21 protein-coding genes are annotated in these 25,118 nt (G+C 39.0%); 18 read left to right on the top strand and 3 right to left on the bottom strand.

Annotated features, from left to right (window positions below):
* Positions 1-474 carry a methylated-DNA--[protein]-cysteine S-methyltransferase gene (locus tag L3V23_RS07525; protein ID WP_102965615.1) on the top strand — a complete coding sequence of 158 codons (474 nt, stop codon included), beginning with the start codon at positions 1-3 and terminating at the stop codon, positions 472-474.
* Positions 475-514: 40 nt separating this feature from the next.
* On the opposite strand, the gene nhaD is transcribed toward L3V23_RS07525, so the two are convergent.
* Complete coding sequence (nhaD, locus tag L3V23_RS07520) at positions 515-1,906, bottom strand: sodium:proton antiporter NhaD (RefSeq protein ID WP_102962592.1); 1,392 nt, start codon at positions 1,904-1,906, stop codon at positions 515-517.
* A gap of 297 nt (positions 1,907-2,203) precedes the next feature.
* On the bottom strand, positions 2,204-3,610 hold the full coding sequence (locus tag L3V23_RS07515; RefSeq protein WP_042479679.1) for an anion permease: 1,407 nt from the start codon (positions 3,608-3,610) through the stop codon (positions 2,204-2,206).
* A gap of 257 nt (positions 3,611-3,867) precedes the next feature.
* On the opposite strand from L3V23_RS07515, the gene L3V23_RS07510 reads away from it, so the two are divergent.
* Together L3V23_RS07510 and L3V23_RS07505 are read left to right on the top strand one after the other, a co-directional pair.
* Positions 3,868-5,460, top strand: a complete 1,593-nt coding sequence (locus L3V23_RS07510) for a sensor histidine kinase (protein ID WP_102965616.1) — start codon at positions 3,868-3,870, stop codon at positions 5,458-5,460.
* Positions 5,454-6,131, top strand: a complete 678-nt coding sequence (locus L3V23_RS07505; RefSeq protein WP_102965617.1) for a response regulator — start codon at positions 5,454-5,456, stop codon at positions 6,129-6,131. Before L3V23_RS07510 ends, L3V23_RS07505 begins: the two co-directional genes overlap by 7 nt.
* An 89-nt stretch (positions 6,132-6,220) precedes the next feature.
* Here L3V23_RS07505 and L3V23_RS07500 read toward each other — a convergent pair whose 3' ends face one another.
* Positions 6,221-7,516: a dicarboxylate/amino acid:cation symporter gene (locus L3V23_RS07500; RefSeq protein ID WP_102962240.1), complete on the bottom strand. Its 1,296-nt coding sequence runs from the start codon at positions 7,514-7,516 to the stop codon at positions 6,221-6,223.
* Between the two features lie 549 nt (positions 7,517-8,065).
* Between L3V23_RS07500 and L3V23_RS07495 the strand changes: the two genes are divergently transcribed.
* From L3V23_RS07495 to L3V23_RS07425, 15 genes are all read left to right on the top strand, one after another.
* Positions 8,066-9,016: a hypothetical protein gene (locus tag L3V23_RS07495; RefSeq protein ID WP_102965618.1), complete on the top strand. Its 951-nt coding sequence runs from the start codon at positions 8,066-8,068 to the stop codon at positions 9,014-9,016.
* A 311-nt stretch (positions 9,017-9,327) separates the two neighbouring features.
* On the top strand, positions 9,328-9,768 hold the full coding sequence (locus L3V23_RS07490; protein WP_102965619.1) for a DUF2780 domain-containing protein: 441 nt from the start codon (positions 9,328-9,330) through the stop codon (positions 9,766-9,768).
* Between the two features lie 48 nt (positions 9,769-9,816).
* On the top strand, positions 9,817-10,719 hold the full coding sequence (locus tag L3V23_RS07485; protein ID WP_102965620.1) for a mechanosensitive ion channel domain-containing protein: 903 nt from the start codon (positions 9,817-9,819) through the stop codon (positions 10,717-10,719).
* A 425-nt stretch (positions 10,720-11,144) separates the two neighbouring features.
* A complete protein-coding gene (locus L3V23_RS07480) occupies positions 11,145-12,104 on the top strand; it encodes a hypothetical protein (protein WP_102965621.1) in 960 nt (319 codons plus the stop codon).
* A gap of 208 nt (positions 12,105-12,312) precedes the next feature.
* Entirely contained in the window at positions 12,313-15,453 is a 3,141-nt protein-coding gene (locus L3V23_RS07475) for an autotransporter outer membrane beta-barrel domain-containing protein (RefSeq protein WP_102965866.1), read from the top strand.
* Positions 15,454-16,302: 849 nt separating this feature from the next.
* Positions 16,303-16,491: a Flp family type IVb pilin gene (locus L3V23_RS07470; RefSeq protein ID WP_102965867.1), complete on the top strand. Its 189-nt coding sequence runs from the start codon at positions 16,303-16,305 to the stop codon at positions 16,489-16,491.
* A gap of 95 nt (positions 16,492-16,586) precedes the next feature.
* A complete protein-coding gene (locus L3V23_RS07465; protein WP_102965623.1) occupies positions 16,587-17,369 on the top strand; it encodes a hypothetical protein in 783 nt (260 codons plus the stop codon).
* 1 nt (position 17,370) lies between these two features.
* A complete protein-coding gene (locus L3V23_RS07460; RefSeq protein ID WP_102965624.1) occupies positions 17,371-18,708 on the top strand; it encodes a pilus assembly protein N-terminal domain-containing protein in 1,338 nt (445 codons plus the stop codon).
* Complete coding sequence (locus L3V23_RS07455; RefSeq protein WP_102965625.1) at positions 18,708-19,193, top strand: hypothetical protein; 486 nt, start codon at positions 18,708-18,710, stop codon at positions 19,191-19,193. Before L3V23_RS07460 ends, L3V23_RS07455 begins: the two co-directional genes overlap by 1 nt.
* Before the next feature lie 8 nt (positions 19,194-19,201).
* Positions 19,202-20,413: an AAA family ATPase gene (locus tag L3V23_RS07450; protein ID WP_237292151.1), complete on the top strand. Its 1,212-nt coding sequence runs from the start codon at positions 19,202-19,204 to the stop codon at positions 20,411-20,413.
* Entirely contained in the window at positions 20,410-21,681 is a 1,272-nt protein-coding gene (locus L3V23_RS07445; protein ID WP_102965627.1) for a CpaF family protein, read from the top strand. Before L3V23_RS07450 ends, L3V23_RS07445 begins: the two co-directional genes overlap by 4 nt.
* Entirely contained in the window at positions 21,678-22,595 is a 918-nt protein-coding gene (locus tag L3V23_RS07440; RefSeq protein WP_102965628.1) for a type II secretion system F family protein, read from the top strand. The genes L3V23_RS07445 and L3V23_RS07440 overlap by 4 nt, the downstream gene beginning before the upstream one ends.
* On the top strand, positions 22,595-23,461 hold the full coding sequence (locus L3V23_RS07435; protein WP_102965629.1) for a type II secretion system F family protein: 867 nt from the start codon (positions 22,595-22,597) through the stop codon (positions 23,459-23,461). The genes L3V23_RS07440 and L3V23_RS07435 overlap by 1 nt, the downstream gene beginning before the upstream one ends.
* A complete protein-coding gene (locus L3V23_RS07430; RefSeq protein WP_102965630.1) occupies positions 23,461-24,648 on the top strand; it encodes a pilus assembly protein TadD in 1,188 nt (395 codons plus the stop codon). The genes L3V23_RS07435 and L3V23_RS07430 overlap by 1 nt, the downstream gene beginning before the upstream one ends.
* Positions 24,645-25,109 (top strand): TadE family protein, encoded by a 465-nt coding sequence (locus tag L3V23_RS07425; RefSeq protein WP_102965631.1) that lies wholly within the window; start codon positions 24,645-24,647, stop codon positions 25,107-25,109. The genes L3V23_RS07430 and L3V23_RS07425 overlap by 4 nt, the downstream gene beginning before the upstream one ends.
* Positions 25,110-25,118 lie beyond the last annotated feature (9 nt).

The raw sequence follows: 25,118 nt of genomic DNA, 5'->3' as shown, positions 1-25,118 counted from the left end.
ATGAACTACTACACCTACTACCAAAGCCCACATGGACAGATGACAATACAAGCCAATGATACAGGCTTGCTTGGCGCTTGGTTTGAAATACAGACCACACAACCGCAGGAGCTGGGGGCGTACAGCGATGAACATGCTATTTTGAATCAAGCTAAGATCCAGCTCGAGGAATATTTCTCTGGTCGTCGCACTCAGTTTGACTTACCACTGGCAGCAAAAGGTACTGATTTTCAGCAGTCGGTTTGGCAAGCGCTATGCAAAATTCCTTACGGAGAGACTTGGAGCTACCAGCAACTTGCAGATGAAATCGGTAATCCTAAAGCGGTGAGGGCAGTCGGTTTAGCCAATGGGAAAAACCCTATTTCAGTCATCGTTCCGTGCCATCGAGTAATTGGTAAGAACGGTAAACTAACTGGCTATGCAGGTGGCGTTGAAACCAAAGAAAAACTATTGCAGCTAGAACGATCCAAATAAAAAAGTGTTCTAACTGCAACAGCGAAGTTCTTGCATTCGCTTATAAGAAAATATTAAACAGCGAATGGTTAAGCATGAGATGCAAAGTAATACTCGCGGCATAACCTAAGATGATGACAGGTGCCCATTTCAAATGACCAAAGAAGGTATACTGGCCATGGGCCGCCCCCATCAAAGCCACGCCAGCAGCTGAACCAATCGATAGCAGGCTACCACCGACACCGGCCGCTAGGGTCACTAACAACCAGTTTCCAAGTGACATATATGGCTCCATCGAAAGTACCGCGAACATCACAGGGATGTTATCTATGATGGAAGAGAGAACGCCCACAGTAATATTGGCCCACATAGGGTCCCACTGGGTGTAAATCACTTCTGAAATCATAGTTAGATAGCCTAATAGACTCAGGCCGCCGACACACATGACGACCCCGTAGAAAAACAATAGAGTGTCCCATTCTGCTTGTGAAATTCGTCTAAACACATCAAAAGGCACTACCGAACCAATTCGTTTGAGTGCTGCTTCGTCGTTGTTGGCGATTGCCTTAGCGGTTTTCTTCGCCAAAGATCCTGCCAGAGTTTTACGCAAGAAATAGCCGAAAAATTGCAGATAAGCTAAGCCCATCATCATCCCCATCACTGGTGGGAAATGGAATAAGCTATGGAAACTGACTGCTGTGGCAATGGTAAGAACGAACAACAGTATGATGCGTCTGGCTCCTCGTTTTAGCTCAACATGTTCATTGACGGTATCGGGTGTTTCTTTAGGGACGAAGAAAGACATGATTAACGCTGGAACCATGTAGTTGACGATTGAAGGCAGAAACAGATTTAAGAATTGAGAGAAACTCACGTGTCCTGCCTGCCACACCATTAATGTGGTGATATCGCCAAAAGGGCTGAATGCGCCGCCAGCGTTTGCAGCAACAACAATGTTAATACAGGCGATATTGACAAATTGGCGATGATTTCCTCCGACTTTCAAAACCACGGCGCACATCAGAAGCGCAGTGGTCAAGTTGTCGGCGATGGGAGAGATAAAAAAGGCCAGCAAGCCTGTTATCCAGAATAGTGTTCGATAGTTGAACCCTTTGCTAACCATCCACGCCTTTAACGCATCGAAAAGCCGACGTTCTTCCATTGCACTGATGTAAGTCATTGCCACCAAAAGGAACAACAACAGCTCTGCGTATTCCAAAAGATTGTATTCGAGTGCTTCACGAGCGATCTCCGTCGCCCCTTGTTGCTGATAGACATAGCCAATCATCGCCCAAATGACACCCGCGGCGAGCAAGACAGGTTTAGATTTTCTGAGCTTCAAATACTCCTCAAGCGTGACGAGAACATAAGCAAATACGAAGATAGTTACAGCCGCATAACCAAAATAGGAGTGGGTCAAATTCAAACCATGATTAGCCCCACCAGACGCCATGCTTGAGGCAGAGAATAAAAGGGTGAAAAGGGCAAATAGCCAATGGGGCAAGCAACGCATTCTTTTCATTATGGATCCTCGCACTTTTTTACAGCGTTGTTGAAATGTTATGCCTCAGTGTAGGAAGGATTGTATGGCTAGAATGTGAACTCAGTAGATTCTGCTTATAGATATGCTTAATTAATAACCGGAGTGTGAGCTTGGACAAATATTGAAAGAATTCAGTGACGTGATAATGAAACAGCCCATCGGTGGATGGGCTGATAAGCGTTGTCAGTTTAGCTCGTTAATCTGGGTTTACCACATGCCCAAAATTTTCCACCATGCACCGCCCACAAAGAAGAAGATCGGGATAACGATGAGTGAGAACACGAAACCAATCTTCCACCAGTTTTGCAGTGAATGGTAACCAGCACCAAACAGAATAGGAGCAGGACCCGAAGAGTAGTGGGTTGTTGACATATAAAGGTTACTGAAAATACCCAGAACAATAGCCGCCAGCATTGGTGGAGCGCCTGCCGAAATGGCAATCGCAAGGAATGCAGAGTACATAGCGCTGATGTGTGCCATTGCACTCGCCATCAAATAGTGGCTGTAGTAGTAAACCAGCAGCAGAATCGCTATGGTGGCTACCCATCCGAAACCAGACAGTGAGCTGCTTACGTAATCGCCAAACCATTTGATAAAACCAAGGCTGTTAAGTTGCGCTGCCATCATTACCAACACTGCAAACCAAGTAATGGTATGCCACGCTTCTTTTTCACCAAGAACAGCATCCCACGTGATGGTACGAGTGATCAGCAAGAATACTAGACCTAACAGTGCGGTTACGGTTGCGTGTAAACCTAAAGTCGGACCAAGAACCCAAAGAGTAACCATGCCTAGGAAAGTAATGCCGACCATCCATTCCGCACGACTCATTGCGCCCATATCAGCAAGGTGCTGTTTTGCCAACGCACGCATTTCTGGTGTTTTCTTAAGCTCTGGTGGGAACACGTAGTACATCACCAGCGGAATCAAGAACAGACATAATGCACTAGGAACGATAGCCGCTAACGCCCATCCACCCCATGTAATTTCAACGCCTTGTTCCTTAGCAAAGTTTGCAGCGAGTGGGTTGCCTGCCATCGACGTTAGGAACATCGCACAGGTAATCGCATTACATTGGAAGATACATTGAACAAGGAAAGCACCAATTTTGTTTTCTGTTCCTTTTTCAGGATCAGAGTCATAGGCAGATGCCACAGAGCGGAAAAGTGGAGAAATAATACCGCCACAACGTGCCGTGGTACTTGGTGTTGCTGGTGCAAAAAGAAGGTCCGTTAGGACTAAACCGTAAGCAAGACCCAACGAGTTATGGCCCAGTTTAGAGATAAACCAATAGCCGACACGGCGCCCAAAGCCTGTACTGATGAAGCCACGTGAAATAAAGAACGCCGCCGCAATCATCCAAATAGTCGGATTGGCGAAACCGCTAAGCGCGGTTTTAATCGGCAGCACACCTAAAACGGTACAAGCGACCAGTCCGATTAAAGCCATTGCACCTAAGGGCAGTGGTGCAAGTATTAGGCTAAGAACGGTTATGACGAAAATAACCATCATTTGCCATGCGTTGTCTGTTAAGCCATCTGGTACAGGAACGAACCATAAAATGACGCCGAGTAATGCTAGTAAAAGCAACCTTGAGTTAGCCGAAGAAATCATAATTACCTCCTAAGTTTTCGCTATGTTTATCGCTTCAACCGAGGCATTTACTGTGTAAAATCAATTTCTAGTCATTCGTTTTTTGGTTAACTTCCAGCCTGGGTGTTGGTTCTGGTTTGCTTTGTAAAATGTTTGAAATTAGATGTTTTAAATTCATAAAAATCATTAACTTCATTGCGGTGATATCGCTCGCGTTTCTTATTTCAGGCTAATGCGCACGTTAGGCATTTGTTTCAGCGTCTAAGTGGAAAAATACAATGACAGTACGCTTTATCTCGGACACATTTACCAAGCATCTATTTTGGTTGCTAAGTGCAGCATTGTTACTTGTCGCAACTGGCTGGTGGATTTATAGCGCCTATCAACTGCAAGACGTTCTTACTCGCCAAATTTCGCTCCGCGCACAAGTTCAATCGCAGCAGTTGGCCAAAATGCCGAGTTTAATTGCCGCTGTCGAGCAAAACGATTCTCAGCAAGTCAGTGCGCTCATTGAGACGTTCGATTCGGTAAGCGACGCGGATTTCATTACAGTGAGCAATCATCAGGGGATTCGATTGGCTCATCCTGTATCTGAACGAGTTGGCTTACCGGTTACGGGGGGCGATATCGATGACGCACTTTTGCTCGGCAAGTCTTATCTTTCCTATGCTTCTGGTTCATTAGGACCTTCTGTTCGCTATATTTCTCCTATTTTCAATGCTGATCAACAGATCATCGGCATGATCAAGGTCGGCTATTTACTCAATACATTAGAGATGTGGAACAGCAAACGTCTGGCTGGATTATTGATGTTCGGTCTGTTTATTCTTGTGGTTTCTATTGGCTTAGCAAGCCGTTTCTCAACCTACGTGAAGCAGAATATGCAGCATATGGAGCCGTGGGAGCTAAAACAGACACTGGTGACGCAACAAGGGGTATTACAAGCGACTCACGAAGGTTTGCTTGCCGTGAATAGTGATGGGCGAGTCTATGTCGCCAATGATTCTGCCAAGAAGCTGCTCGGTATTCATCGGAAAATGCTGACGACTAACATTGAGGACTGGGTAGATGACAGCGCTTTGTTTGCTTTATCTGGTGAAGACTTTCTCGATAAATTGGTGCGGATCAATGGTCAAAACTGTGTTATGACCCGTGTAACCATCCCGATGTCTCGCAGTGGTGAACAAGGCGCGGTATTTAGTTTACGTGCGTCAGAAGAGTTGCAAGCACTATCCGAGACCCTTAGTCAGGTTGGACAATATATCGAGAGTCTAAGGGTGACTCGCCATGAGTATCAGAACAAGCTTTCTATTCTTGCGGGACTATTGCAACTTGGTCAGTATGAGCAAGCGCTGAATGTGGTGTTAGACCAGTCGAGAGCGGATCAACAAGGGCTTGATCAACTCAAATCGTTTGCTCTATTCCCTCAGCTTTCCGCCTTGTTGCTGGCAAAATTAATCAAAGCGAAAGAGCGCAAGATAGAGTTATTGTTGCCAAATGACGAACATTGGCAGCATATGCCAGACAAACTGACTCAGGATCAGCTTTGTTCCGTGGTGGGTAACTTGTTAGATAACAGCATGGATGCCTTGCAGGGACAAAACAACGGCAGAATCGAGTTGGAAATGTGGCAGTCGTCGTTTGAGTATGGTTTGTCTGTCACAAACAACGGCACTGAGATTACACAACCTCTGGATGATCTAACCACATTAGGTTACACCACTAAATCGGATTCAAAAGAACACGGAATCGGGCTTTATTTGACACAATCCATCATCGAAGCCGCCAATGGACACATTGAGTTGGACAGTGACGCGCAAGCCACATCATTTACTTTGTATTTTCCCAAGAATAAGGAGGCAGAATGCTGAAAGTCATGATCGTTGAAGATGACAGTGAGATCGCAGCATTACATGCGCATTTTATTGCTAAAGAGCCTTCATTGAAACTCGTTGGGATTGCCGTTTCATTTGGCATGGCAAGGGAAATGATGGAAATAGCCAAGCCAGATCTGGTCATCGTTGACAACTATCTGCCTGACGGACGAGGTGTCGATTTGGTTTATGAGTGGCTTAAGCTGGAGCACAAACCTGAGTGTATTTTAATTACCGCCGCTAATGATGCTCAAACGGTCAACTTAGCGCATCGCTATGGATCGTTCGACTACTTAGTCAAACCGGTCGATTACCAGCGTCTATCTCTGAGCTTGAACAAATTTATTCAGGTGCGCCAGCATTTATCTCAAGCTAATAAGTTGCATCAGAGTGAGTTGGATAGCTTGTTTTATCAAGCGCCAGCTACTCCTGAAGTAAACAACAGCACGGACGAGTTTACTCTGAAGCAGGTTGTTGCTCAGTTTGCTCATGCTCATGTGGAACAAACCGCCAGCAGTGTTGCGGAGATGATGAACATCAGTAAAAGTACTGCCCGACGCTATCTTGATAAAGCGGTTGATCGTGGTGAACTGACGGCATTTTTAGAGCATGGCAAAGTGGGCAGACCGACACGGGTCTATTGCCGACCTATTGGAATCAAGAAGTAATCAGATTCTAAAAGTAATCAACATAACAATAACCAACAAAAAAGCCCCAAGTGCGAGAGCAACTTGGGGCTTTTTAGATTCACATCAGCTTATCTATGAAGATGAACTTCTTCTTCTTTTTCGCCTGCGTGTGGGTCGTTAAATCTTTCTACATCGAGCGCGTTTTCAGATTTCGCTACGATACAGCTAACACAACAGTCGCCAGTGATGTTTACCGCAGTACGGATCATATCCAGCAGACGGTCAACACCCATGATCAGAGCAATACCTTCCAGTGGTAGACCTACTTGGTTCAGAACCATTGCCAGCATAACCAGACCAACACCCGGAACGCCCGCTGTACCGATAGAAGCCAGCGTTGCCGTCAGGATAACGGTTAGGTAATCACCCATAGTCAGGTCGATGTTGAACGCTTGAGCGATAAACGCTGTCGCGACACCTTGCATGATTGCCGTACCGTCCATGTTGACAGTTGCACCGAGCGGAATCGTGAAAGATGCCACCTTGTTATCAACACCGAGTCGGTATTTTGCTGTTTCCATCGTCACTGGAATGGTTGCGTTAGATGATGCCGTTGAGAAGGCAAACATCACTGCGTCTTCCATTTTCTTCAGGAAAGTAATTGGGCTTAAACCTGAGAAGCTTTTTAGCATCACACTGTAGGTGACTAGCCCGTGGATCAGTAACGCTGCTGACAATACGAGGAAGTACTCAGCTAGGTTCAAAATGGCACCCAACCCAAGACCAGTAAACAGTTTAGCCATCAGGAAGAACACACCGTAAGGGGCAATGTTCATCAGTAAAGCGACCAATTTCATGATCACTTCGTTCAGATCATTGAACATCGCTGCCACACGTTCACCAGCTTCGCCGGCGGCGCTGATTGCAATACCAAATAACACTGCAAATACGATGATTTGGAGGGTTTTGCCTTCAGCCATCGAGCTAATTGGGTTGGTCGGGAACATATCAATGATCACTTTACCCAATGATGGCGCTTCAGTTGCTGCAAAGGTGCTTGCAGCAGTTAGGTCAGCACCTGCACCTGGCTGGAATACCGTGCCCATGAACAGAGCAAGGGTAATCGCAACTGCGGTGGTAATGATGTAAAACGCGAGTGTTTTACCACCCATGCGGCCTAGTGTAGTGATGTCTTTTAAAGAGCTTGTGCCACAGACCAGTGATACGAACACTAGTGGAACTACAAGCATTTTTAAGCTGGCGATAAAAATTTTTCCACCAACTTCGAACAGTCCGTTGACGATGTAGGCGTCGACGAATGTATTGCCTTCAAACAAGGCTCGAATAATGAATCCAGTTAAAATACCAGCAACCATACCGATGATAACTCGGCTGGTTAAGGATAACGGCTTCTTGGTATCCATTGAGAACACTCCTTATAGTTATGAACTTCGACATTCATTTCGAAGAGGGCGGCAGGGTATCAGCCGAAACGTGAAATCAAAAATCAAAAAGGGGTGTGAAATTTGCGAGTGTGATTACGATCACTGTGCGAGTGGTTGAAATTACCAAAAATTAACATTTATTTAGAGTTTTGAAACAATATTGATTGATATTTAAGCATAAAATGCAGATTTTGTGAAATATATGCAATATGTTGTGTTGTATCTGGTTATTAAATTGATGCTCCGTGAATGTTATGGGGGAAGCATACTGTCACTGTAGATATTCCCGTTTGACACAAATATTGAATGATAGTTTTGGGGGTGTCTGGGAACCCCTAAAATTATAAATGAGCAACGGGAATAAATAGTTAATCCTTTTCTTACAAGCGTATAAGAATTCGATTAGTGCGTTTTTTAACCAAAAAGGTATAACTCTCGTTACATTACATATTTTTTGAAACACCTTCCAAAAAGTATGCTCATCAACGGAAGATTTGCACCTAGAGGAGGAAAGATAAGAGAGCTAACATGATTAAAGAGTTTAAAACGGTGTTATCTGAATGGTTAGACAAAAATAATTTAACGAGAAGCGAATTAATTGCTCACCTACAACTTTACGATTATGAGAGTTTTAAAGGTTTAGATGCAATAACGTTAAGCCGCTGGTTGAATGGTAAAACTACGCCTCATACACACAAGCAAATACTTGTATGTAAAGGATTGAATGAAGATCTGATCCAATTCATAAAAACTATCGATATAGGACGCATTAAATCCTCAAGCACAAAGTCTAAAATTGTCTCGGAATTTATTAAGTTGCTTGACTACATTAACCCTACACTTTCATATAAAAAAGTCTGTTCTAAGGCAAAAACACATGTTGATATTTTTGACTACCAACAACATCTAGATATATTTGGTGATTTCTACCGCAATATACCTTCAATTAAGAAGCTTACTGAAGATGTATATTCACTTGGTGATGAAGTGACGTACCCTTGTATTCGTATTAAGAATAATGAAGATGAGATGATTGGGCACTGGGTTGGAATTGAGCCTTTAGAAAAAATATCATCGTTATCATCATTTATTTCGCTATCAAAAGAAGAAGCTAGCGAAGGATACCTTATTAATGTTGCTTATTATCAAAACTCACAGCATTTTTTTCAATTAATAAGTATAGCAATTTGCTTTTATTTACTTGCTCCTCGATTTAGGGGGAAGCGGACTGCCTATTTACTACTTTCAGGATACTCTGTTTACGAGGTTACAAAAATGGCTTTCGATGCTGAGGATGTAAAGTATTATCCACCTGTGGATAAAAAAACTCGATTAGGCATCTATCTAGTTAAAATCGATATTACTAAAATTATTGCTAACCCAATAATACTGCCATTAGTTCAGGAGAAATTGAATTGCTTAGAAGACTGCAAAGAAAATTGCAATTTATGTAATCTTAAGAGCTATTCCTTATGTTAGAAATAATGTTCTACATGGTTAGATTGATATTTAAACTTCAGTTAAAATTGAATAACTACCTTTTTATATTTTATGGAAAATTTTAACGGTATTAAAAATTAATCATTTATTGTCCATTTTTAGACATACAAGGTTTTAGAGTGTTCAATGAAAATATGTAATTTGTATGATTGTGATAATTAATCAAAAGTAGCCTCTTGATTTTTAAATCATTTGAATAGCAAATGATTTGAATTGTTTTTGTTGGTGCTAATTTATTTGATTGGCTGAAAAATATAATTCTGTTTTTTGATAGTCATAATAAAGATTATATGAAAACTATTCCATTATTAATTATTTCAGTGGCAATTTTTTCTGTTGGTTGTGAATCTAATGGCTTAAGCACTGATGAAAGTAAGCTTTCAACGAACTCAGTAGTCAATAACACTGAACAAATTTTATCATTGGTCAACTCAGTAAGTTCGTCGCTTAATATTAGCAATTTACAGGCATATCAAGGCGTAACACCACTCTTGTCATATGCTCAAAATGAGTTATCTCAATCAAATCGTTTAGAGTTTATATCACTCCTTGGAGGGATGTTTCAGACTCGTTCAAGTGATCCTTATAAAACAATAGAAGATGTACAAGAGACTCTAAGTCATGTCGGGTTAAATGTTGCAATATTTAACCCGATTATACTTCAGTATTTTAATGCACGAGGTGCATCAAGTGCGTTGTTGTCTGAATTGTCATCATTGTTTTCTTTATAACAATACCAAAGTGTTACCTAACGATAAGTATATTTAAGGTTATGGATTATGACTGAGGAAGCAATATTACTCGCCTTCCCGAACGAAGTTAGTTACTTTAATAGTTGGTATTCTTCTAATGAAGAGATAGTTTTCCAACACGGCATTAATATTATTTCTGCAATTTTGATTTTGGTTGTTGGTTATTTCAACGTCAAAATGGTCTTGAAAATAATTAGAAAATTGCTAAACAAGCGTGAAATGGATAGCCCTGTTGTAGCTGCTTTTGCCTTGGGACTGGCAAGGTATGTGTTATTTACGATCATCATTTTAGCTTGTTTCGGTGTCTTGGGCGTTGAAACGTCAGCTGGTGTTGTAATTGTTGGTGCAGTAGGTTTAGCCGTTGGGTTAGCAATGGGGAGCTCTCTTTCCAATTTCTCTGCTGGGGTACTAATTATAAGTTTTCGCCCTTTTAAAGTTGGTGATTATGTTGAGGTTGGGGGAGTAGAAGGCTTAGTTGAAGCAGTTCAAGTTTTTCAAATTTTACTGAAAACAGCCGATAATAAAATGGTCATGCTGCCTAATAGTGTGGTTACTTCTTCTTCAATCACAAACTTTTCTCGGTATGCACATCGCCGAGTAGATTTATTGATTGGTGTATCTTATCGCTCCGATTTGCAGAAAACGAAACAAGTGATATGTGATGCTTTATCGAAAGATCGGCGAATTTTGAAAGAGCCAGCGATTACAATTGGAGTGTTAGAACTTGGTGAATCAAGCATTAACTTTGTCGTGCGTCCATGGTGTAAAACAGAAGATTATTGGGCTGTATATTTTGAATCATTGTACTATATCAAAAAAGCATTGAGTGAAAATGGTATAGAAATTCCATTTCCACGCACCGAAGTTAAATTAGCAGGACTAACCAAATCGTATAGTTTGAAGCTAAAGGAAGGTAGGGAAGAACTATAGCATGGCAGTTTGTAATTGGTCTGAATTGCTAACTTTAAGTTGCCAATATTTGTTAACCTTTTTTTAAGTTTTGAAGGGAATTAGAACTTAGGCAGTACTCGTCCAGGTTTGTTGCTGCTTCAAATAATATAACAATGTCAGTAGTATGAAATGGCAAGTTAACCCTCTCACAACTCCTCCTGTGAGAGGGTTATTTTTTGTTTAATAGAAAAATCAGTACATCAGTACATAGGGAATCTGTGATCTTTATTCAGGAATGATAGCCTTTTAGCCATGTTATTAGCATTGCTGCTTTCTATTTTAATATCTTGCTTACTCTTGTTTTTTGGTTATATGTATTGTCGCCTCTATTGTAAGTTAGTTCCTACTTTTTATAGTAATTGTAGGTGGGTAATTTTAAATTATTAGGCGTGCAGTAGTTTGGTATGATTTTATTTAACAAGGTATTATTTGATTGGATAAATAGCAGTGGTTTATCGCGTAGTGATTTTATAGCAAAGTTACAGATGTTTGATTATGAAAATTTTAGTGGTTTAGATGCTATTACACTTAGCCGATGGATTAATGGAAAAACCACTCCGCCGATATATAAACAAATATTGATTGGAAAATGTCTTAATATTGATCTTGTAGAGTTCATTATTAGCATCGATGTAAGTCAACTAAAGTGTTCGAGTAAATTATCTAGGGTTGTTTCAAATTTTGTCAAGGTGTTGGATTATGTTCAGCCGATATTTTCCTATAAGAAATCAAGGCAGCAAATAAAAGTATATTACGATGAGCTCGATTTTCAAACATTCGATATGTATTTTGGAGAATTTTATAAAAACATTGATCCCCTGAACAAGTTTATCTCTGGGTTATACGAGCTGGGAAATGGTCTTGTTTACCCGGCTATACGGGTGTTAAACGAAAATGACGAAGTTGTAGGTCATTGGGTTAGTGTTGAATCATTAGAGAGTCTCAATGGAAAGTATTCATTCGTATCTTTGACTAAGAAAGAGTTAAAAGAATCTTGCTTGATCAATGTGTGTTTTTTTAACAATTCAAAGCATTATTTTGAACTGGTTGTTAATGCGATATGCAATTATTTATTAATGCTTAAGTATAACGAAAAACGTTTTGTGTATTTTTTCGTTTCTGGTTATTCGACGTATGAAATAACAAAGCATGCATTTGGTAGTGAAGATGTTAGGTACTATCCTCCAAAGAATAAATTTACTAATTTAGGCGTGTACTTGGTTAAGGTTGATATCATTAAATCGATTGCTAACCCTATTCTATTACCGTTGGTTCAAGAGAAACTTAAATGTCTTAAGAGCTGTGACTCCAATTGTAATCGTTGTAATTTGAAGAAGTATTACCAGCATTTAGCCGAAGTTTAATTTGGCTGTACAGGACGAAAAGCTACTGCGTTAGCATTAAGGTGCGGGCTTTTGGGTTTGTGCTAAACCTCTCTTGTTTTGACTTTTAAGTTACTGATTAATAACTGATTAGCATTGGATGGATTGAATTTTTTTTAAAGCTAATTTTTGTGGCTTCACTTAATGCAATATACCGCTAAACAAGTCTTCTAAAGTGGTGGTAATAATTATGAATCATATTTATAAAATAGTATTTAACAAAGATACTGGACAATCTGTAGCCGTTTCCGAATTTGCTAAAGGTGCAGGGAAAACGGGTAGTAATAAAACAAAAAAAATATCGCTAGCACTAGCGTGTGGCTTAGTCTCTTTTTCTGGATTAGCAGATTCTTTGTCAGTAGGTGATGGTGAGTTAGTTGTAGTAGAAAGTGGCTCTAGCTACGTGACATCCTCAGGCTCCGAGAACAATGGAAATGTTTGGTACACATTAGGTGGGGGAATTGAAGGTGGCGATAATATCACTCTAACTATGGGCGGTGACGATGTATTAAGAGGTATTTATGCTGTTAATAATACTGTGAGCACTGGGACTTCATCTGTAACTGTCGGTAATGATTTTACAATTATTAATAATATTAATAATGATAGCGCTAGCTATGGAGCATATTTGGTTGGTAATCAGAAGGATGGTGCTGTATCAAACTTTGTTTTTGGTGACCGACTAACAATTAAAACGGGAGATGATGCGAGTGGTCGAATAGCTGCAATGCGTATTGCTGGCTCAAATACTAATACCATTATAGGTAATGACGCATATTTAGAGGGTTTGGCGAATGCATTAACGATTTCTGGCAATACTCAGGGTATGGCTAATCTCAGTGTTGGTAATAATTCTACATTTGTTGGTATGGTTTTAGGGCAAGCCAACAGCAATATAGAGTTAGCTTCAGGTGCTACAATTATTTTGGACAATAGCGTTACTGCTGGTGAGATATTTAAGACGGGAACTTATTCTCCAGTGTTGCTAGGTTTAAATGGAGCCGGCAGCAGGTTCGTTGCTTCAGACATTAGTTTGAAATTGAATGAAGTGGGAGAGCCTAACGATTTGCAATGGCGAGAGAATGGCGCAGTTATTCGTTTATCTAATAATAATATGCGTACTGGTGAAGGAGTATATTCGGAAGTTTTAGGTGAATATGACCAGATAATGGTGTTAGAAGGTGTAGACGCACAAATTGGAACAGAGAGTCAGCTGAATAAAGCAGATTTTTTGCAGGTTGTTCAATCATCACACCGTTCTTCTGTCGATGCTGAACCAGGGCATAGCTACATATATTTGAAGGATGTGAATATTTCAAGTGCAGGTGGACATCTTGTATATATTGTAAATGATGATTTTGACTATATTGAATCTTCTGGCGATTATAATTACCAAGCATCAAATAATAAAGCGACGATTATACTAGATAATGTTGATGGTAGTGCACAAACAGATGGCATATATTTAGAAAGTAGCAATGTCGCTGGTCTAACAACCATTGAATTAATAAACGGGACTAAAGTTTCAGGTGGTGTGGTAAACGATAGTAACGGTAGTATTGATTTGACCGTTGAAAATAGCCTTGTTACTGGCGATGTTGTGAATAACGGTGAAGGTGATGTTGTAGTTACAGTTAATGATTCAGGTATTGTTGTAGGTAATGTCGTTAACAACAGCGACACTGGTGCTTTAGATATGACAGTAAATGAAGGTGGTAGCTGGATTGGTGATGCTGTTAAGGGCGGTGAAGCTGATTTGACGGTTACAGTAAATGAAGGTGGTAACTGGGCTGGTACTGGTGAAAATATCGGTCTTTGGGTCAAACAAAACTCTACTTATACAGCTGGTGATAAATCATCAAGTTTTACCTCCATAAAAATGGATAAAAATAGTACGCTTGATTTTGGCTCTCCCGCTTCAGACTTTGCGTTTAAAACTATCCATACTTCTGGGAACATGGAACAGACTGACGGCGGTATTGCTAACGTACGTATGAATACTAATCTTGGTTTAGGCAAAGGTGATTTATTGTCTGTTGACGGTCAGATGGCTGGCAAATATCAAGTAGATGTTAGAAATCGTGGTAAAGCCGCAACTAAAGCTAACGGGGCACTGCGTATCATTAAAACTGGTACAGGAATGGCAGCTCAAAGTACTACAACTGGTTCAGATGTGACTCTAGCTGGCAATCAATATCGTGATTCAGGCATGTTACGTTATCATTTAGTGAAGGATGCAAGTGGCACTGGTTATTGGCTAGTTAACGGTGACGGTAGCGAAGCTAGCTACGGTGGCGGCGATGATGATTTAGCTAAGAGTGGCCAAGCATTTGATGAACAAGGTGGCTTTGATGCATTTGTCGCTGGCGAAGGGTTTGTGGCTCAAAAGGCGACCAGTGATTTAGCGCATACTCTACAAGGTGCCTCAGCGGCGCAAACCGTTAACTTGCTCGACCAGTCTCGCAATATTAACAAACGTATGGATAATTTACGCCTGTCTGGTATTCAAAAAGAAAATGTATGGATGAACTACTACCATAATGATGCAACAGTTGGTGCAGATGTTATTGGGAATGAGTTTGACACTAAGAGTGACATGGTTTATCTAGGTGGAGACAAAACCTTTGCTGTAAGTGAAAATGCGGATTTATCTGTTGGATTGTTTGGTGGTGTTGGTAAAGTAAGCACTGATTACAAATTGAATAACAGTAATGGTAGTTCGGATATCCACACTATTGGTGTTTACGGAATGTGGTTGCATGACTCAGGCGTATTTGCTAATTCAAGTGCTCAAGCTTTCCACATCTCAACTCAAGACAAAGCGTATGATGAACAAGGTGAGCTTACTTCTTATAAAATGAGTAGCGCTGCAGTGAGCGTTGGGCTGGATGTTGGTAAGCGTTTCACAATGGACAATGGTGCCTATATTGAACCTATGTTGAAAGTTGCACATTTACATGAAACTGGAGACCGATTCTCTACTGATGCAAATAGTGCAAGCCTAGTCGATGTTGAGCGCGGTTCTGTCAATGCTTTCCAATATGGTTTGGGACTTAATGTGGGCAGTACAATGGTGTTAGGCAGTGAAGATTCTTATGTACAGCCTTATTTAAATGTTTCTTTAGTTGATCAGATAATCAGCGGTGGTGAAATTGATTCTAGCGGTGTTCAGATGAAGAGCAACTTGGAAGGCTATCAGTTTAATACAACAGCTGGTGTAAATTGGCAAATCAACAAGACACACAGAGTATTCGCTGAGTTGGGTGGTGGTTTTGGTGAAACCTATGATGAGAACTTTAATGTAGGTATTGGTTATCAAGCTTCATTCTAAGTAAATACGTAGAAAAAAAAGCCAACACAGTCGTGTTGGCTTTTTTATGGATATGCATTTAGCACGAAGGTTGTATATCTTTTTGTACAAGTCTTGCTATTTTGGATGCTTGGTTTCTCCTCTATATTACGCAATAAATCCTGTAGGTGTAACTAGTCTTGTATTCCATTTATATTGCAACATGAAATTTGTAGAAGATTGGAAATGATATATTTTGCTGCGTTTCTTTCAATAATTAATGTCTTGTTATCTATTAAGGTAATGTGCTCGGATTTTAAAAGTCGGATGATAAAAAATGAGATTTGTATATTGATTTTTATAAATAACATCATTCTGGGGTATGTGAAAAATTCTTTTCCAGATAATTTTACTTATGTTAGCTTTTATGCAATCTTGATTATTATTGTTTGGTCCAAAGGTTATATAGGTGGTGGGGATGCAAAGCTATTAATTTCATTTTTATTTAGCATTGAAAGTCAATATATTATTTTTGCATTTTGCTTCATGGGGATAATTGGAGGGAGTCAGTTATTTATCATCTCTATCAAAAATAAATTTATCAAAGGCATTTATTTTGAACATGGGTACCAAGTTCCTTACGGTATACCAATATCCATTTCATTTTGTGTTTTTTCCATTCTTTAATCGTTTAAGTTTTCTGTTTAGCACGAAGCGGTTATTTATGTTTTGTTTGCCTACTATTTTTTTATTTAGAAGTGATAATTAGAAAGCATGCTTTTTATGTATTCGCGACATGTTGTCGCTATGTTTGTTATTTACTGGAAGTGAAATGAAATGAATAATTTTATGATTAAAAGCTATTGCAGTATTAGTTCTGCTACTTCAGCTATGATGGAGAAGTTTAAATCGGATGAGGAAGGCGTCACTGCTGTTGAATACGCTATTGTTGCTGTAGTTATGTCAGCTATCGTTTTAGCTGCGTTTACCACAGAAAATGGTATAAGAGATGCGATTGAAAATGCTCTGCAAGCAGTATCTGATAATCTAAATTCTGCCTCGGATGGTGGTGCCGAATAATATTTTATTTGGTTTTTAAACAATAGCTCTATATTTGGAGCTATTGTTCATGGTTTTTTATATTATTTCGACCAAGGTTTAACTATGAGACCATCATGAGTAATTTTTTCAAAATATCCTCAGTCACAGCCCTTCTTTTTTTTACATTCTGGTATGTAAAGATTAATTATTTTACTACTCCTCCAGAGCAAGATTCGAAAGTCGCAGTGGTCGAAAAAGAAGTCGTTGATGATCCAGTTATACGCATATACGTATTGAACTCTGATGTTAAAAGAAATCAGCTAGTTGCCAATAGTACCTATGGAGTTTTAGGTATAAAGCAGTCGAATTTAGAGGGCGAGCAATATGTGGTAGAAACTGATCTGGTTATAGAAAATGGAGCTTTATATACCAAAAATATTACATCAGGCAGTTATTTAACTAAAGATATGATTGCAAACCCCTCTGATGAGCGTTTTTTTTCATTGTTGCTTCAGGATGATGAAATCATATATCGATTTAATGGTGATGATTATGTTGGGATACAATCAAGCTCCTTTTCTTATGATGACATTGTTAATGTGATTTCTACGACTACGACAGATCTAAATACAGTTGTCAGCAAAGTGATAATCAGCAACGCGAGAGTTATTCATGTAAATAAGGTTAAATTTAATGTTGATGTTCCTGTGTCCACGCAGGTAAATAGAAAATCAGAGAATTATAGTTTGATTCTTGCATTAAAAAAATCTGATGCAATTAAAATTGAAATGGCTAGAAAAATAGGTGATTTAAGCGTGGTTCCAGCTAAAGATAGCGGTAATTACTGGCCTGTTTATAGCACAGATATCATAGACAATAAGTTTAATATTAGAACATTGCACGGAACGAAGAGGTAGCATGAAAGATATTTTATTTGCTTTTTATATAGCCATTCTCTCTTTTTCAGTTTCTGCTAATGAATTCATAAATCTGGATCAAGGCTCAGCTAAGACGGTTTTTGTGGACCGTCAAATTTCTACAATATTTATTGCGGATAAATTAGTCGCTGATTATGAAATAATAGATCATAAGCGCGTGGTTGTATTTGGTGTTGGTGTTGGGAATACTACATTAATAGCTTACGACCAGACTGGGAAAGAGATTAAAAATATTGAATTAGTTGTAAATTATAGTTTAAGACTATTAAAGGAAGCTATTCGGTCCCAATTTCCTGAAGAATCTATTGAAATAATAAATATTGGTGATCGTGTTGTATTAAACGGTACAGTAAATAGTGAGAGAGTAAAAAAACAGATTTATATATTGGTTGGCGAAATGTTATCAAAAGAGCGAGCCGTTACTCCTGCGAGCATTATGACAGGTAGTACTAGTCCAGATGGCAGTGGTAGTGATGAAGCTACTGAATTTACTGGTTTTGACTCTGTTGTTTATGCTGAGATTGTTAATAATATTGTGGTGTTAAAGACAGAGCAAGTTAATGTGAAAGTGACTGTGGCAGAAGTCTCAAGTACTTTTTTATCGGAATTAGGTATAAGTTATCATAGCAATACAGGAGCTAGTCCTGGGCTATTTATTAGCAAATTGTTCGATTTCTCAGCAAGAGATATTGTTGCTGCTATATCCGCGATAAATAATGACCAGATAGGACAAATATTGGCCGAGCCTAATTTAACGGTTGTTTCTGGAGAACCAGCTAGTTTTTTGGTCGGTGGAGAGGTTCCTATTGCCCTTTGGGATGGCGATAAATATCAGATTGAATACAAAGAGTACGGAATAAAACTTTCTATGGTTGCAAAAGTAGTAGATCAAGAGAATGTGCGATTATCATTGTTGCCAGAAGTCAGCGCACTGGATGAAATGAATGAAACCACAAATGGTCTACAATCTGTGCCTGCGTTTGTGGTTCGTCGCGCGCAAACTACGGTTCAATTAAAAAATGGGCAAAGCTTTGTGTTAGCTGGACTACTCAGCTCTGAACAACAAGAAGTGGTCGAAAAAATTCCAGGCCTTGGGGATATTCCTTTGATTGGTTCATTGTTCCGCTACGCATCATCAAACAGAAAAAAAACAGAGCTAATAATTATTGCAACAGTCAACTTTGTCGATCCTGTTGCCCCAGAAAGTCTATTGTTACCGAAATTTGAACGTACCAGCAACTTAGAACTCTTTTTAAACCTCGATTTGTCACGGTCTGAAGAATTAAAAAAAATCGCAGATGAGGGAGGTTTCCAGTAATGAATAAGGTTTTACTTTTATGTGTGTTGTTATTATGTGGTGGTTGCTCGCAACTAAGTGACTATCGCATTGCCCATGCTGATGATACGAATACAACGGTGATTTATGAATTAGCGGAGTCGTTCGAGTTTGATGAGGAACTAACGCAACAACCGAGTAACCCAGTTGAGAGTTTCATCAAAAATGTAAATCATCGCTATCCTCAATCTCAGTTTGTTTTGTCTTACGTGGTGAACTCGCCATATTTATTCGAACACATTCTTCGTGTTTTTAAGGCTGCAGGGATAGATAGTAACCGGATTACAATTGCTTCTTCTTCTGAGAAGCTAGATAAGCCGTTTAAATTGTCTGCTCACTATGCATTGGTTAAGGATCCTGAGTGTGGGTCATATAACTTTTTGCAACGTGAAGTGTACAAGTTTGGTTGTGCTTTGGAATATAACCGAGCTGTTAGCTTATCCAACCCTATCGGCGAGGGCAGATAATCGTGGATATGGATCTGAATAATCTATTTAAGAGCACTTCAAATAATAGCGAGTTGAAAGGCCAAGGACTACCGGATCTTGTCATATCAAATGATTCGGTACTGTTGGCATCGATCAACGATCTTTATGCACTGGAAGGGTTTATTGAGCCGAAAGTGCAATCTTTACTACAGAAAAAAGGTAATCAAATTCCTAGTGGTTTGAATTTCCCTCATGTGATCTTGGATATGAGGGACATGGATAAAGATACTATTATAGATAAAATTTCTGAAATCATAGTTGGATTGGATGTTTCATCAACTTTAGTGGTGCTTAGTAAGCTTGACTCGATCAAATTGCAGAAGCAAATCTCAGCACTTGGTGCTGTATATGTATTGTGGGAACCCGATTTATCAGGTCTACTAGCCGCGTTATCTGTTGATCATACAGGAATTAAATTAGGTGGAGACATCACTCGAAAGGCTAAACGGATTTTGGTGCTCGGAACAAAAGGTGGCATTGGTGTTTCAACGTTCAGCTCCGTACTTTCTTATTCACTTGCAAATCAAGCCCACCTAAAAACACTTTTAGTTGATTATGATTCTGCTGCACGCAATAGCGATGTATTGTTGGGTATTCGAAATTTTGAAATAAAACCTTCAAGTGGAGTAGTTAATCGGTCTGATATTGATAGGGCAGTCGCTAATAACTACCAGCATCAATTAAATGATAGGTTAGCGTATATGGCATTAGAGAAGCTTCGCGTAGATTCAGCAGGTCACTCTTCTGCTTTGTTTGAGCTTTCCTCGACATTAAGTAGTGAATACAATTTTATTATTGATTCTGTTCCCTGTGATGCGTACAACGAGATACATGAAAGGATTCAATCTGGCCTGTATCATAGGATATTCATACTTTGTGAACCTTCAGTATCTTCTTTGCGTTGTTATAACGTTTTTAAAAAGCAAGTTGAACCGCAGCAGGTTGAAGTTGTGTTTAGTCTAACTCGTTTAGCAAAGGAATATGTGATGACTTTGCAGAATGCCAAAGAGCGCATTCATCAGAAGTCGGCAGTGGATGTACTTTACGAATCTAGTCTAGATTCAATATTGATTAAGCAAGGTATGGAACAGCTACGTTCTTTGAAGTATATGAAGCCTATAGCTCAGGTTGTCGAATTACTTACCAAAAAAAATATTAGTGTCAAATCTCAGTTTTCATGGTTGAGATTTCGAAAATGAATCAATTAAAAGATATTTATATTGACCTTCGGGAAGAAATTTTTGACGCGTTAGATGCGGCAACTTTGACTGAAATTGGTCATGAAGAATTGCATAAACAGCTGACTAGCTCTGTGAATGTGTTGATTGACCGAAGCCGTCTTGGCGTCAGTTCCGCTCATCGAAGCGAATTAGTTAACGCTTTACTTGCAGAATTGAAAGGTTTGGGGCCACTACAGGTACTGCTAGAGAACGATAATATATCCGATATCATGGTCAATGGGCCTAATAATGTATTTATTGAGATGAACGGTAAGATACAGAAGTCCGCAGTTCAGTTTGTTAACGAAAAGCAGCTTAATTCTATCGCTAAACGAATAGCTGGCTCAGTTGGGCGTCGTATTGATGAGTCGCGACCATTATGTGATGCCAGGCTTTCAGATGGTAGTCGTGTCAATATAGTGATACCGCCTTTGGCCTTGGATGGAACGTCTATTTCGATTCGCAAATTTAAAGAACAGAAAATCCGTCTTGAACACTTAGTTCAGTTTGGTGCTCTTTCCGTGAGGATGGCGAAACTGCTTTCTATTGCAAGCCACTGTAAGTGTAACATCTTAATTTCGGGGGGAACTGGGTCGGGTAAAACGACGTTGCTTAATGCATTATCTGCATTCATTGGCGAGTCGGAGCGAGTTGTTACCATAGAAGATGCCGCCGAATTGCAGTTACAGCAACCGCATGTTGTTCGTCTTGAGACTCGTCAGTCAAGTGTAGAAGGTACTGGGGAGGTGACTGCGCGAGATTTAGTTATCAACTCATTGCGTATGCGTCCTGACCGAATCATTGTTGGGGAATGCCGTGGCGGAGAGGCGTTTGAAATGCTTCAGGCTATGAACACTGGTCATGATGGTTCCATGTCTACGCTGCATGCCAATACTCCAAGAGATGCTATAGCACGTGTTGAAAGTATGGTAATGATGGCCACTTCTACATTACCTGTTGATGCTATTCGAAGGACTATTGTTAGTGCTGTTGACTTAATAGTGCAAGTGAAACGTTTGCATGATGGTAGTCGTCGAATTATGTGTGTAACAGAAGTTGTCGGATTAGAAGAGAATAATGTAGTACTAGAGGACATATTCCGATATGAAGCTAGCGGGGAATGTGGGGAAGATAGCTGGCATCCGGATGGGGAATATCGCTGTTTAGGTTTATCAACTCGCTCGGTGATCTATGAGCGTGCTAAGTATTTTAGTATGGACTCTACTGTTAGGGAGTTATTTTCATGATATTCCTCATCGCATTATTCTGGATACTATTGATTGTTTATTGGATTGTTGTTCGTAAACGTGAAAGTGAAATATTTGATCAACTACTAGATGGTAGTTTAGCCAAGTCTGATACTGTTGGAATTGAGAGAAATGCTATTGATATAAAGTATTTCGAACATTCTTACTTGTATTCAATTAAGATAGCTATAAAAAGCATTGTAATGATTTTACAGCCCAATATGTTTAAAAAATTACTGGCTTTTTTCATTTTAACTTCAGTAGTTTTATATTTAATTAATGACATTTTTTTTAGAAAAGATTTTATTTATAGTTGGTTGGTTGTTGAACCGTTTCTTTTTTTAATGCTGGTTTTAAAATTAAAAAAATATAGACAAGAGAGATTTAAAAATCACTTTCCTGATGCATTAAATATACTTAGCGGAGCGATGTCCTCCGGACAAAGTATTGTCCATGGATTTGGGTATGTTGGAAAACAACTTGATAATGAGGTTGGTCATGAGTTTAAACGCATGGCTGATCGACTACTTATTGGTGAAGATGCTGGCGATGTATTAGAACGTAGTTGCGCCAACTTTCCTTATTTAGAGTATTTCTTTTTCATATCTGCTATACGTATAAATTTACATCGTGGTGGTCAATTAAAAGAAGTAATTAAACAAATTGGACGTTTGATGTTTGTTTCCAGAGCAGTAGAGAAAAAGAAACTGGCTTTAACTTCCGAAGCTCGATCTTCTGCAAAAATATTAGCCTTTTTACCACTTTTTTTCTTGTTAATTATGCGTTTTCTTACTCCTGAAAATTATGATTTCGTTATTCATGAAGAAGGTGGGAAAATTATATTTTACTATGTTGTTTTTAGTGAGTTTATCGGTTTTTTTTGCATTTGGCTGATTTTAAGGGGTGTAAAGTAATGAGATTTGATGAAATGGGTATGGTTGGTGGCTTTCTTATTCTTTCGCTTGTTATGGCTTTTACAATTATTCGCATGTTTGAAAATGCAAAAACAGAAATCATTATTAGTAAAATTATTAATGGACATGAAGGATTGTCCTATCATAAGCGACTTCTCTCTACATTGTCCAGTCGATTTAGTTTTAACAAGGAAGGAATTAGGAAAAATTTAATTTCAGCAGGGATATACAACCCTTTGTTTGTTAATACCTATTATCTTTTTAAAATAATACCATCTGTGATTTTGTTGCTAGCTATTGGCGCTGGTTGGGCAATAGGTCAAGTTAGTCTTATGATGGCATTGCTCTATCTGATGCTTATTGTATTCATTTTCATTATCGGACCTGACACGTACCTTTCAATGCGAGCAAAGTCTAGAACTAAGCATATTAGCTCCCGTTTGCCCTTTCTGCTTGACTTAATGAGTGTTTGTGTTGGTACTGGTATGACGATAGAAGCTAGCCTAGATTATCTAGGTACTGAGCTAAATGTTGTAGATAGAGATTTGGCCTTTGTAGTGCGTTGCACTGTTGAACGGGCCAGTATTGTCGGCATTGAGCAAGCTCTGGATGAATTTCATGAGTTAGTACCTACTAATGAAGTGCAGAGTTTTGCTATGACATTAAACCAGAGTTTGAACTTTGGTTCTTCCATTGGTCCAGTATTAAGTTCTTTGGCTCGAGATATTCGTGAAATATCTATGCTCGAATTGGAAGAAAAAATAGGAAAAATGTCTACTAAAATGTCTATTCCAATGATTGTTTTTATCATGGTTCCCGTTGTTATTTTGATTGTTGCTCCAGGTATAATGAGGTTATTAGGCTGATGAAAAATCAAGTTATGATACCACTTATTTCCTTGGTTTTAGTGCTTGCAGGTTGTGTCAGTGGAGATAGTTATAATGATGGTTTAGCTATTAAAGAACAGCTTTTAATTAATACTGGAGATAATCATAAGTTGATAGAATTTTATAAATCCAATTTATCTATTTCTTCTGAATATAAAGTAAAACTAGTCCAAATCTATTTGGATACTAACGATATTCAATCTGCGAGTTTCTATGCGAATACATTTAGTGATAATGAAAGGAAACTACCTCAATTTATTCTTACTCTCGCTCGACTTGATTATATGCAAAAACAGTATGATTCTGCATTAATTAAATTGGAACAATATCGTAGGAGTAAAGGTGTGAGTTATGATTATTATTGGCTGAGTGGTTTAATTAATGCGGAGCAGAAAAATTATGATGAAGCAATTATAAATTTTGGTGAAAGCCGCAAGTTCGGTGCTTCTGATCGATCAGTAAATAACAATATTGCTTTTATTCAAATGATGCAGTCAAAATATCGCCAAGCTACAGATATTCTTTACAAGCTATACCTTGAACAACCTAATGATAAAAAAATCCAATCTAATTTACTTATAGCATCGGTTAAGTCGAATAGACTGGACATTGCTTTAGATGTGTTGAAGCAAGAACATGACGAACTTTCTGCAAAAAGAATATTGGATGAGGTTGTTACTAAGGTTGGTATAGCTACGAGTTTCAGTGAGGAAGCAAAAAGTTTAAAAGCTGCGGATGCAGTGAAAGAAGATAGCTCTGCGTTAGCAAAGGTAAGTTCCCCACGTTCTAACCAGAATAGTATGGCTTCATCAGTAGCTATCGGTGATATTGAGCATGATACCCCAAGAGCTAAATCTGATTCGGATGTAAGTATTTCTTATTCCACATTAGATGAAACATACGTAATGGATGTTGAAAAAGTGAATGTGGGTAGTAATTCATACCGGATTCAAGTGTTGGCAACAAATAGAGTCATACCTCCTTCACTTTTAAAAGATTTAAAAGCTAAACATGGTGTCGTTTATCTGTATCAAGAAGGAAACCTGAAAAGGTACTGCGTTGGTCAATTTGATAACAGACATTCAGCAAATGTAGTTTTGAAAGAAATAGAGATTTCAGGCGCTTTTGTTGTTAATTATGATCCTAGAAGGTTTATTGAGTTATGAGGACAAAGCAGAAAGGCTCGTTTGTTATTGAAGCAGCCATTGGTATTCCCATTTTATTTATGATTATTTTTACTTGGATTGAGTATTGTATTCTTATTTATTCGATGAGCATGACAGATCACGCCTTTACACGGGCAGTCATGTACGCAAAAAAATTGAGTAGTGGCCAGAATTATGAATTGGTTGCAAAAAACAAAATGTTAGAAGCTCGAGGAGCCTATAGCTATGTGATCAGGGAAAACAATGTAACGATAAATATTCGTTATTTCCAAGACTTTTCAGCTTTATCTGGATGTCGTGGAAATGACGTGACGACTTGTTATGGGGCGACAAATGTTCCTTATGCTATGCCTATTGCTATATATGAATTGAAATACCTTTATCAGCCTTTGTTTTCAATATGGCTACCCGAAATTCCAATTCGGCGTGAAATTATGACAATTCAAGAATATCAAATTTAAATCAATCAA

This window comes from Vibrio sp. A1-b2, assembly GCF_021726015.1.
Classification (GTDB): domain Bacteria; phylum Pseudomonadota; class Gammaproteobacteria; order Enterobacterales; family Vibrionaceae; genus Vibrio; species Vibrio diazotrophicus.
Note: the sequence above shows the minus strand (reverse complement) of the source record. Positions and strands in the feature narration are given on the sequence as shown.

Bases quoted from the DNA above. Each gene is read 5' to 3' on its own strand.
- L3V23_RS07525 (WP_102965615.1), top strand. From the start codon at position 1: ATGAACTACTACACCTACTACCAAAGCCCACATGGACAGATGACAATA.
- nhaD (WP_102962592.1), bottom strand. From the start codon at position 1,906: ATGGCGTCTGGTGGGGCTAATCATGGTTTGAATTTGACCCACTCCTAT.
- L3V23_RS07515 (WP_042479679.1), bottom strand. From the start codon at position 3,610: ATGATTTCTTCGGCTAACTCAAGGTTGCTTTTACTAGCATTACTCGGC.
- L3V23_RS07510 (WP_102965616.1), top strand. From the start codon at position 3,868: ATGACAGTACGCTTTATCTCGGACACATTTACCAAGCATCTATTTTGG.
- L3V23_RS07505 (WP_102965617.1), top strand. From the start codon at position 5,454: ATGCTGAAAGTCATGATCGTTGAAGATGACAGTGAGATCGCAGCATTA.
- L3V23_RS07500 (WP_102962240.1), bottom strand. From the start codon at position 7,516: ATGGATACCAAGAAGCCGTTATCCTTAACCAGCCGAGTTATCATCGGT.
- L3V23_RS07495 (WP_102965618.1), top strand. From the start codon at position 8,066: ATGATTAAAGAGTTTAAAACGGTGTTATCTGAATGGTTAGACAAAAAT.
- L3V23_RS07490 (WP_102965619.1), top strand. From the start codon at position 9,328: ATGAAAACTATTCCATTATTAATTATTTCAGTGGCAATTTTTTCTGTT.
- L3V23_RS07485 (WP_102965620.1), top strand. From the start codon at position 9,817: ATGACTGAGGAAGCAATATTACTCGCCTTCCCGAACGAAGTTAGTTAC.
- L3V23_RS07480 (WP_102965621.1), top strand. From the start codon at position 11,145: ATGATTTTATTTAACAAGGTATTATTTGATTGGATAAATAGCAGTGGT.
- L3V23_RS07475 (WP_102965866.1), top strand. From the start codon at position 12,313: ATGAATCATATTTATAAAATAGTATTTAACAAAGATACTGGACAATCT.
- L3V23_RS07470 (WP_102965867.1), top strand. From the start codon at position 16,303: ATGATGGAGAAGTTTAAATCGGATGAGGAAGGCGTCACTGCTGTTGAA.
- L3V23_RS07465 (WP_102965623.1), top strand. From the start codon at position 16,587: ATGAGTAATTTTTTCAAAATATCCTCAGTCACAGCCCTTCTTTTTTTT.
- L3V23_RS07460 (WP_102965624.1), top strand. From the start codon at position 17,371: ATGAAAGATATTTTATTTGCTTTTTATATAGCCATTCTCTCTTTTTCA.
- L3V23_RS07455 (WP_102965625.1), top strand. From the start codon at position 18,708: ATGAATAAGGTTTTACTTTTATGTGTGTTGTTATTATGTGGTGGTTGC.
- L3V23_RS07450 (WP_237292151.1), top strand. From the start codon at position 19,202: ATGGATCTGAATAATCTATTTAAGAGCACTTCAAATAATAGCGAGTTG.
- L3V23_RS07445 (WP_102965627.1), top strand. From the start codon at position 20,410: ATGAATCAATTAAAAGATATTTATATTGACCTTCGGGAAGAAATTTTT.
- L3V23_RS07440 (WP_102965628.1), top strand. From the start codon at position 21,678: ATGATATTCCTCATCGCATTATTCTGGATACTATTGATTGTTTATTGG.
- L3V23_RS07435 (WP_102965629.1), top strand. From the start codon at position 22,595: ATGAGATTTGATGAAATGGGTATGGTTGGTGGCTTTCTTATTCTTTCG.
- L3V23_RS07430 (WP_102965630.1), top strand. From the start codon at position 23,461: ATGAAAAATCAAGTTATGATACCACTTATTTCCTTGGTTTTAGTGCTT.
- L3V23_RS07425 (WP_102965631.1), top strand. From the start codon at position 24,645: ATGAGGACAAAGCAGAAAGGCTCGTTTGTTATTGAAGCAGCCATTGGT.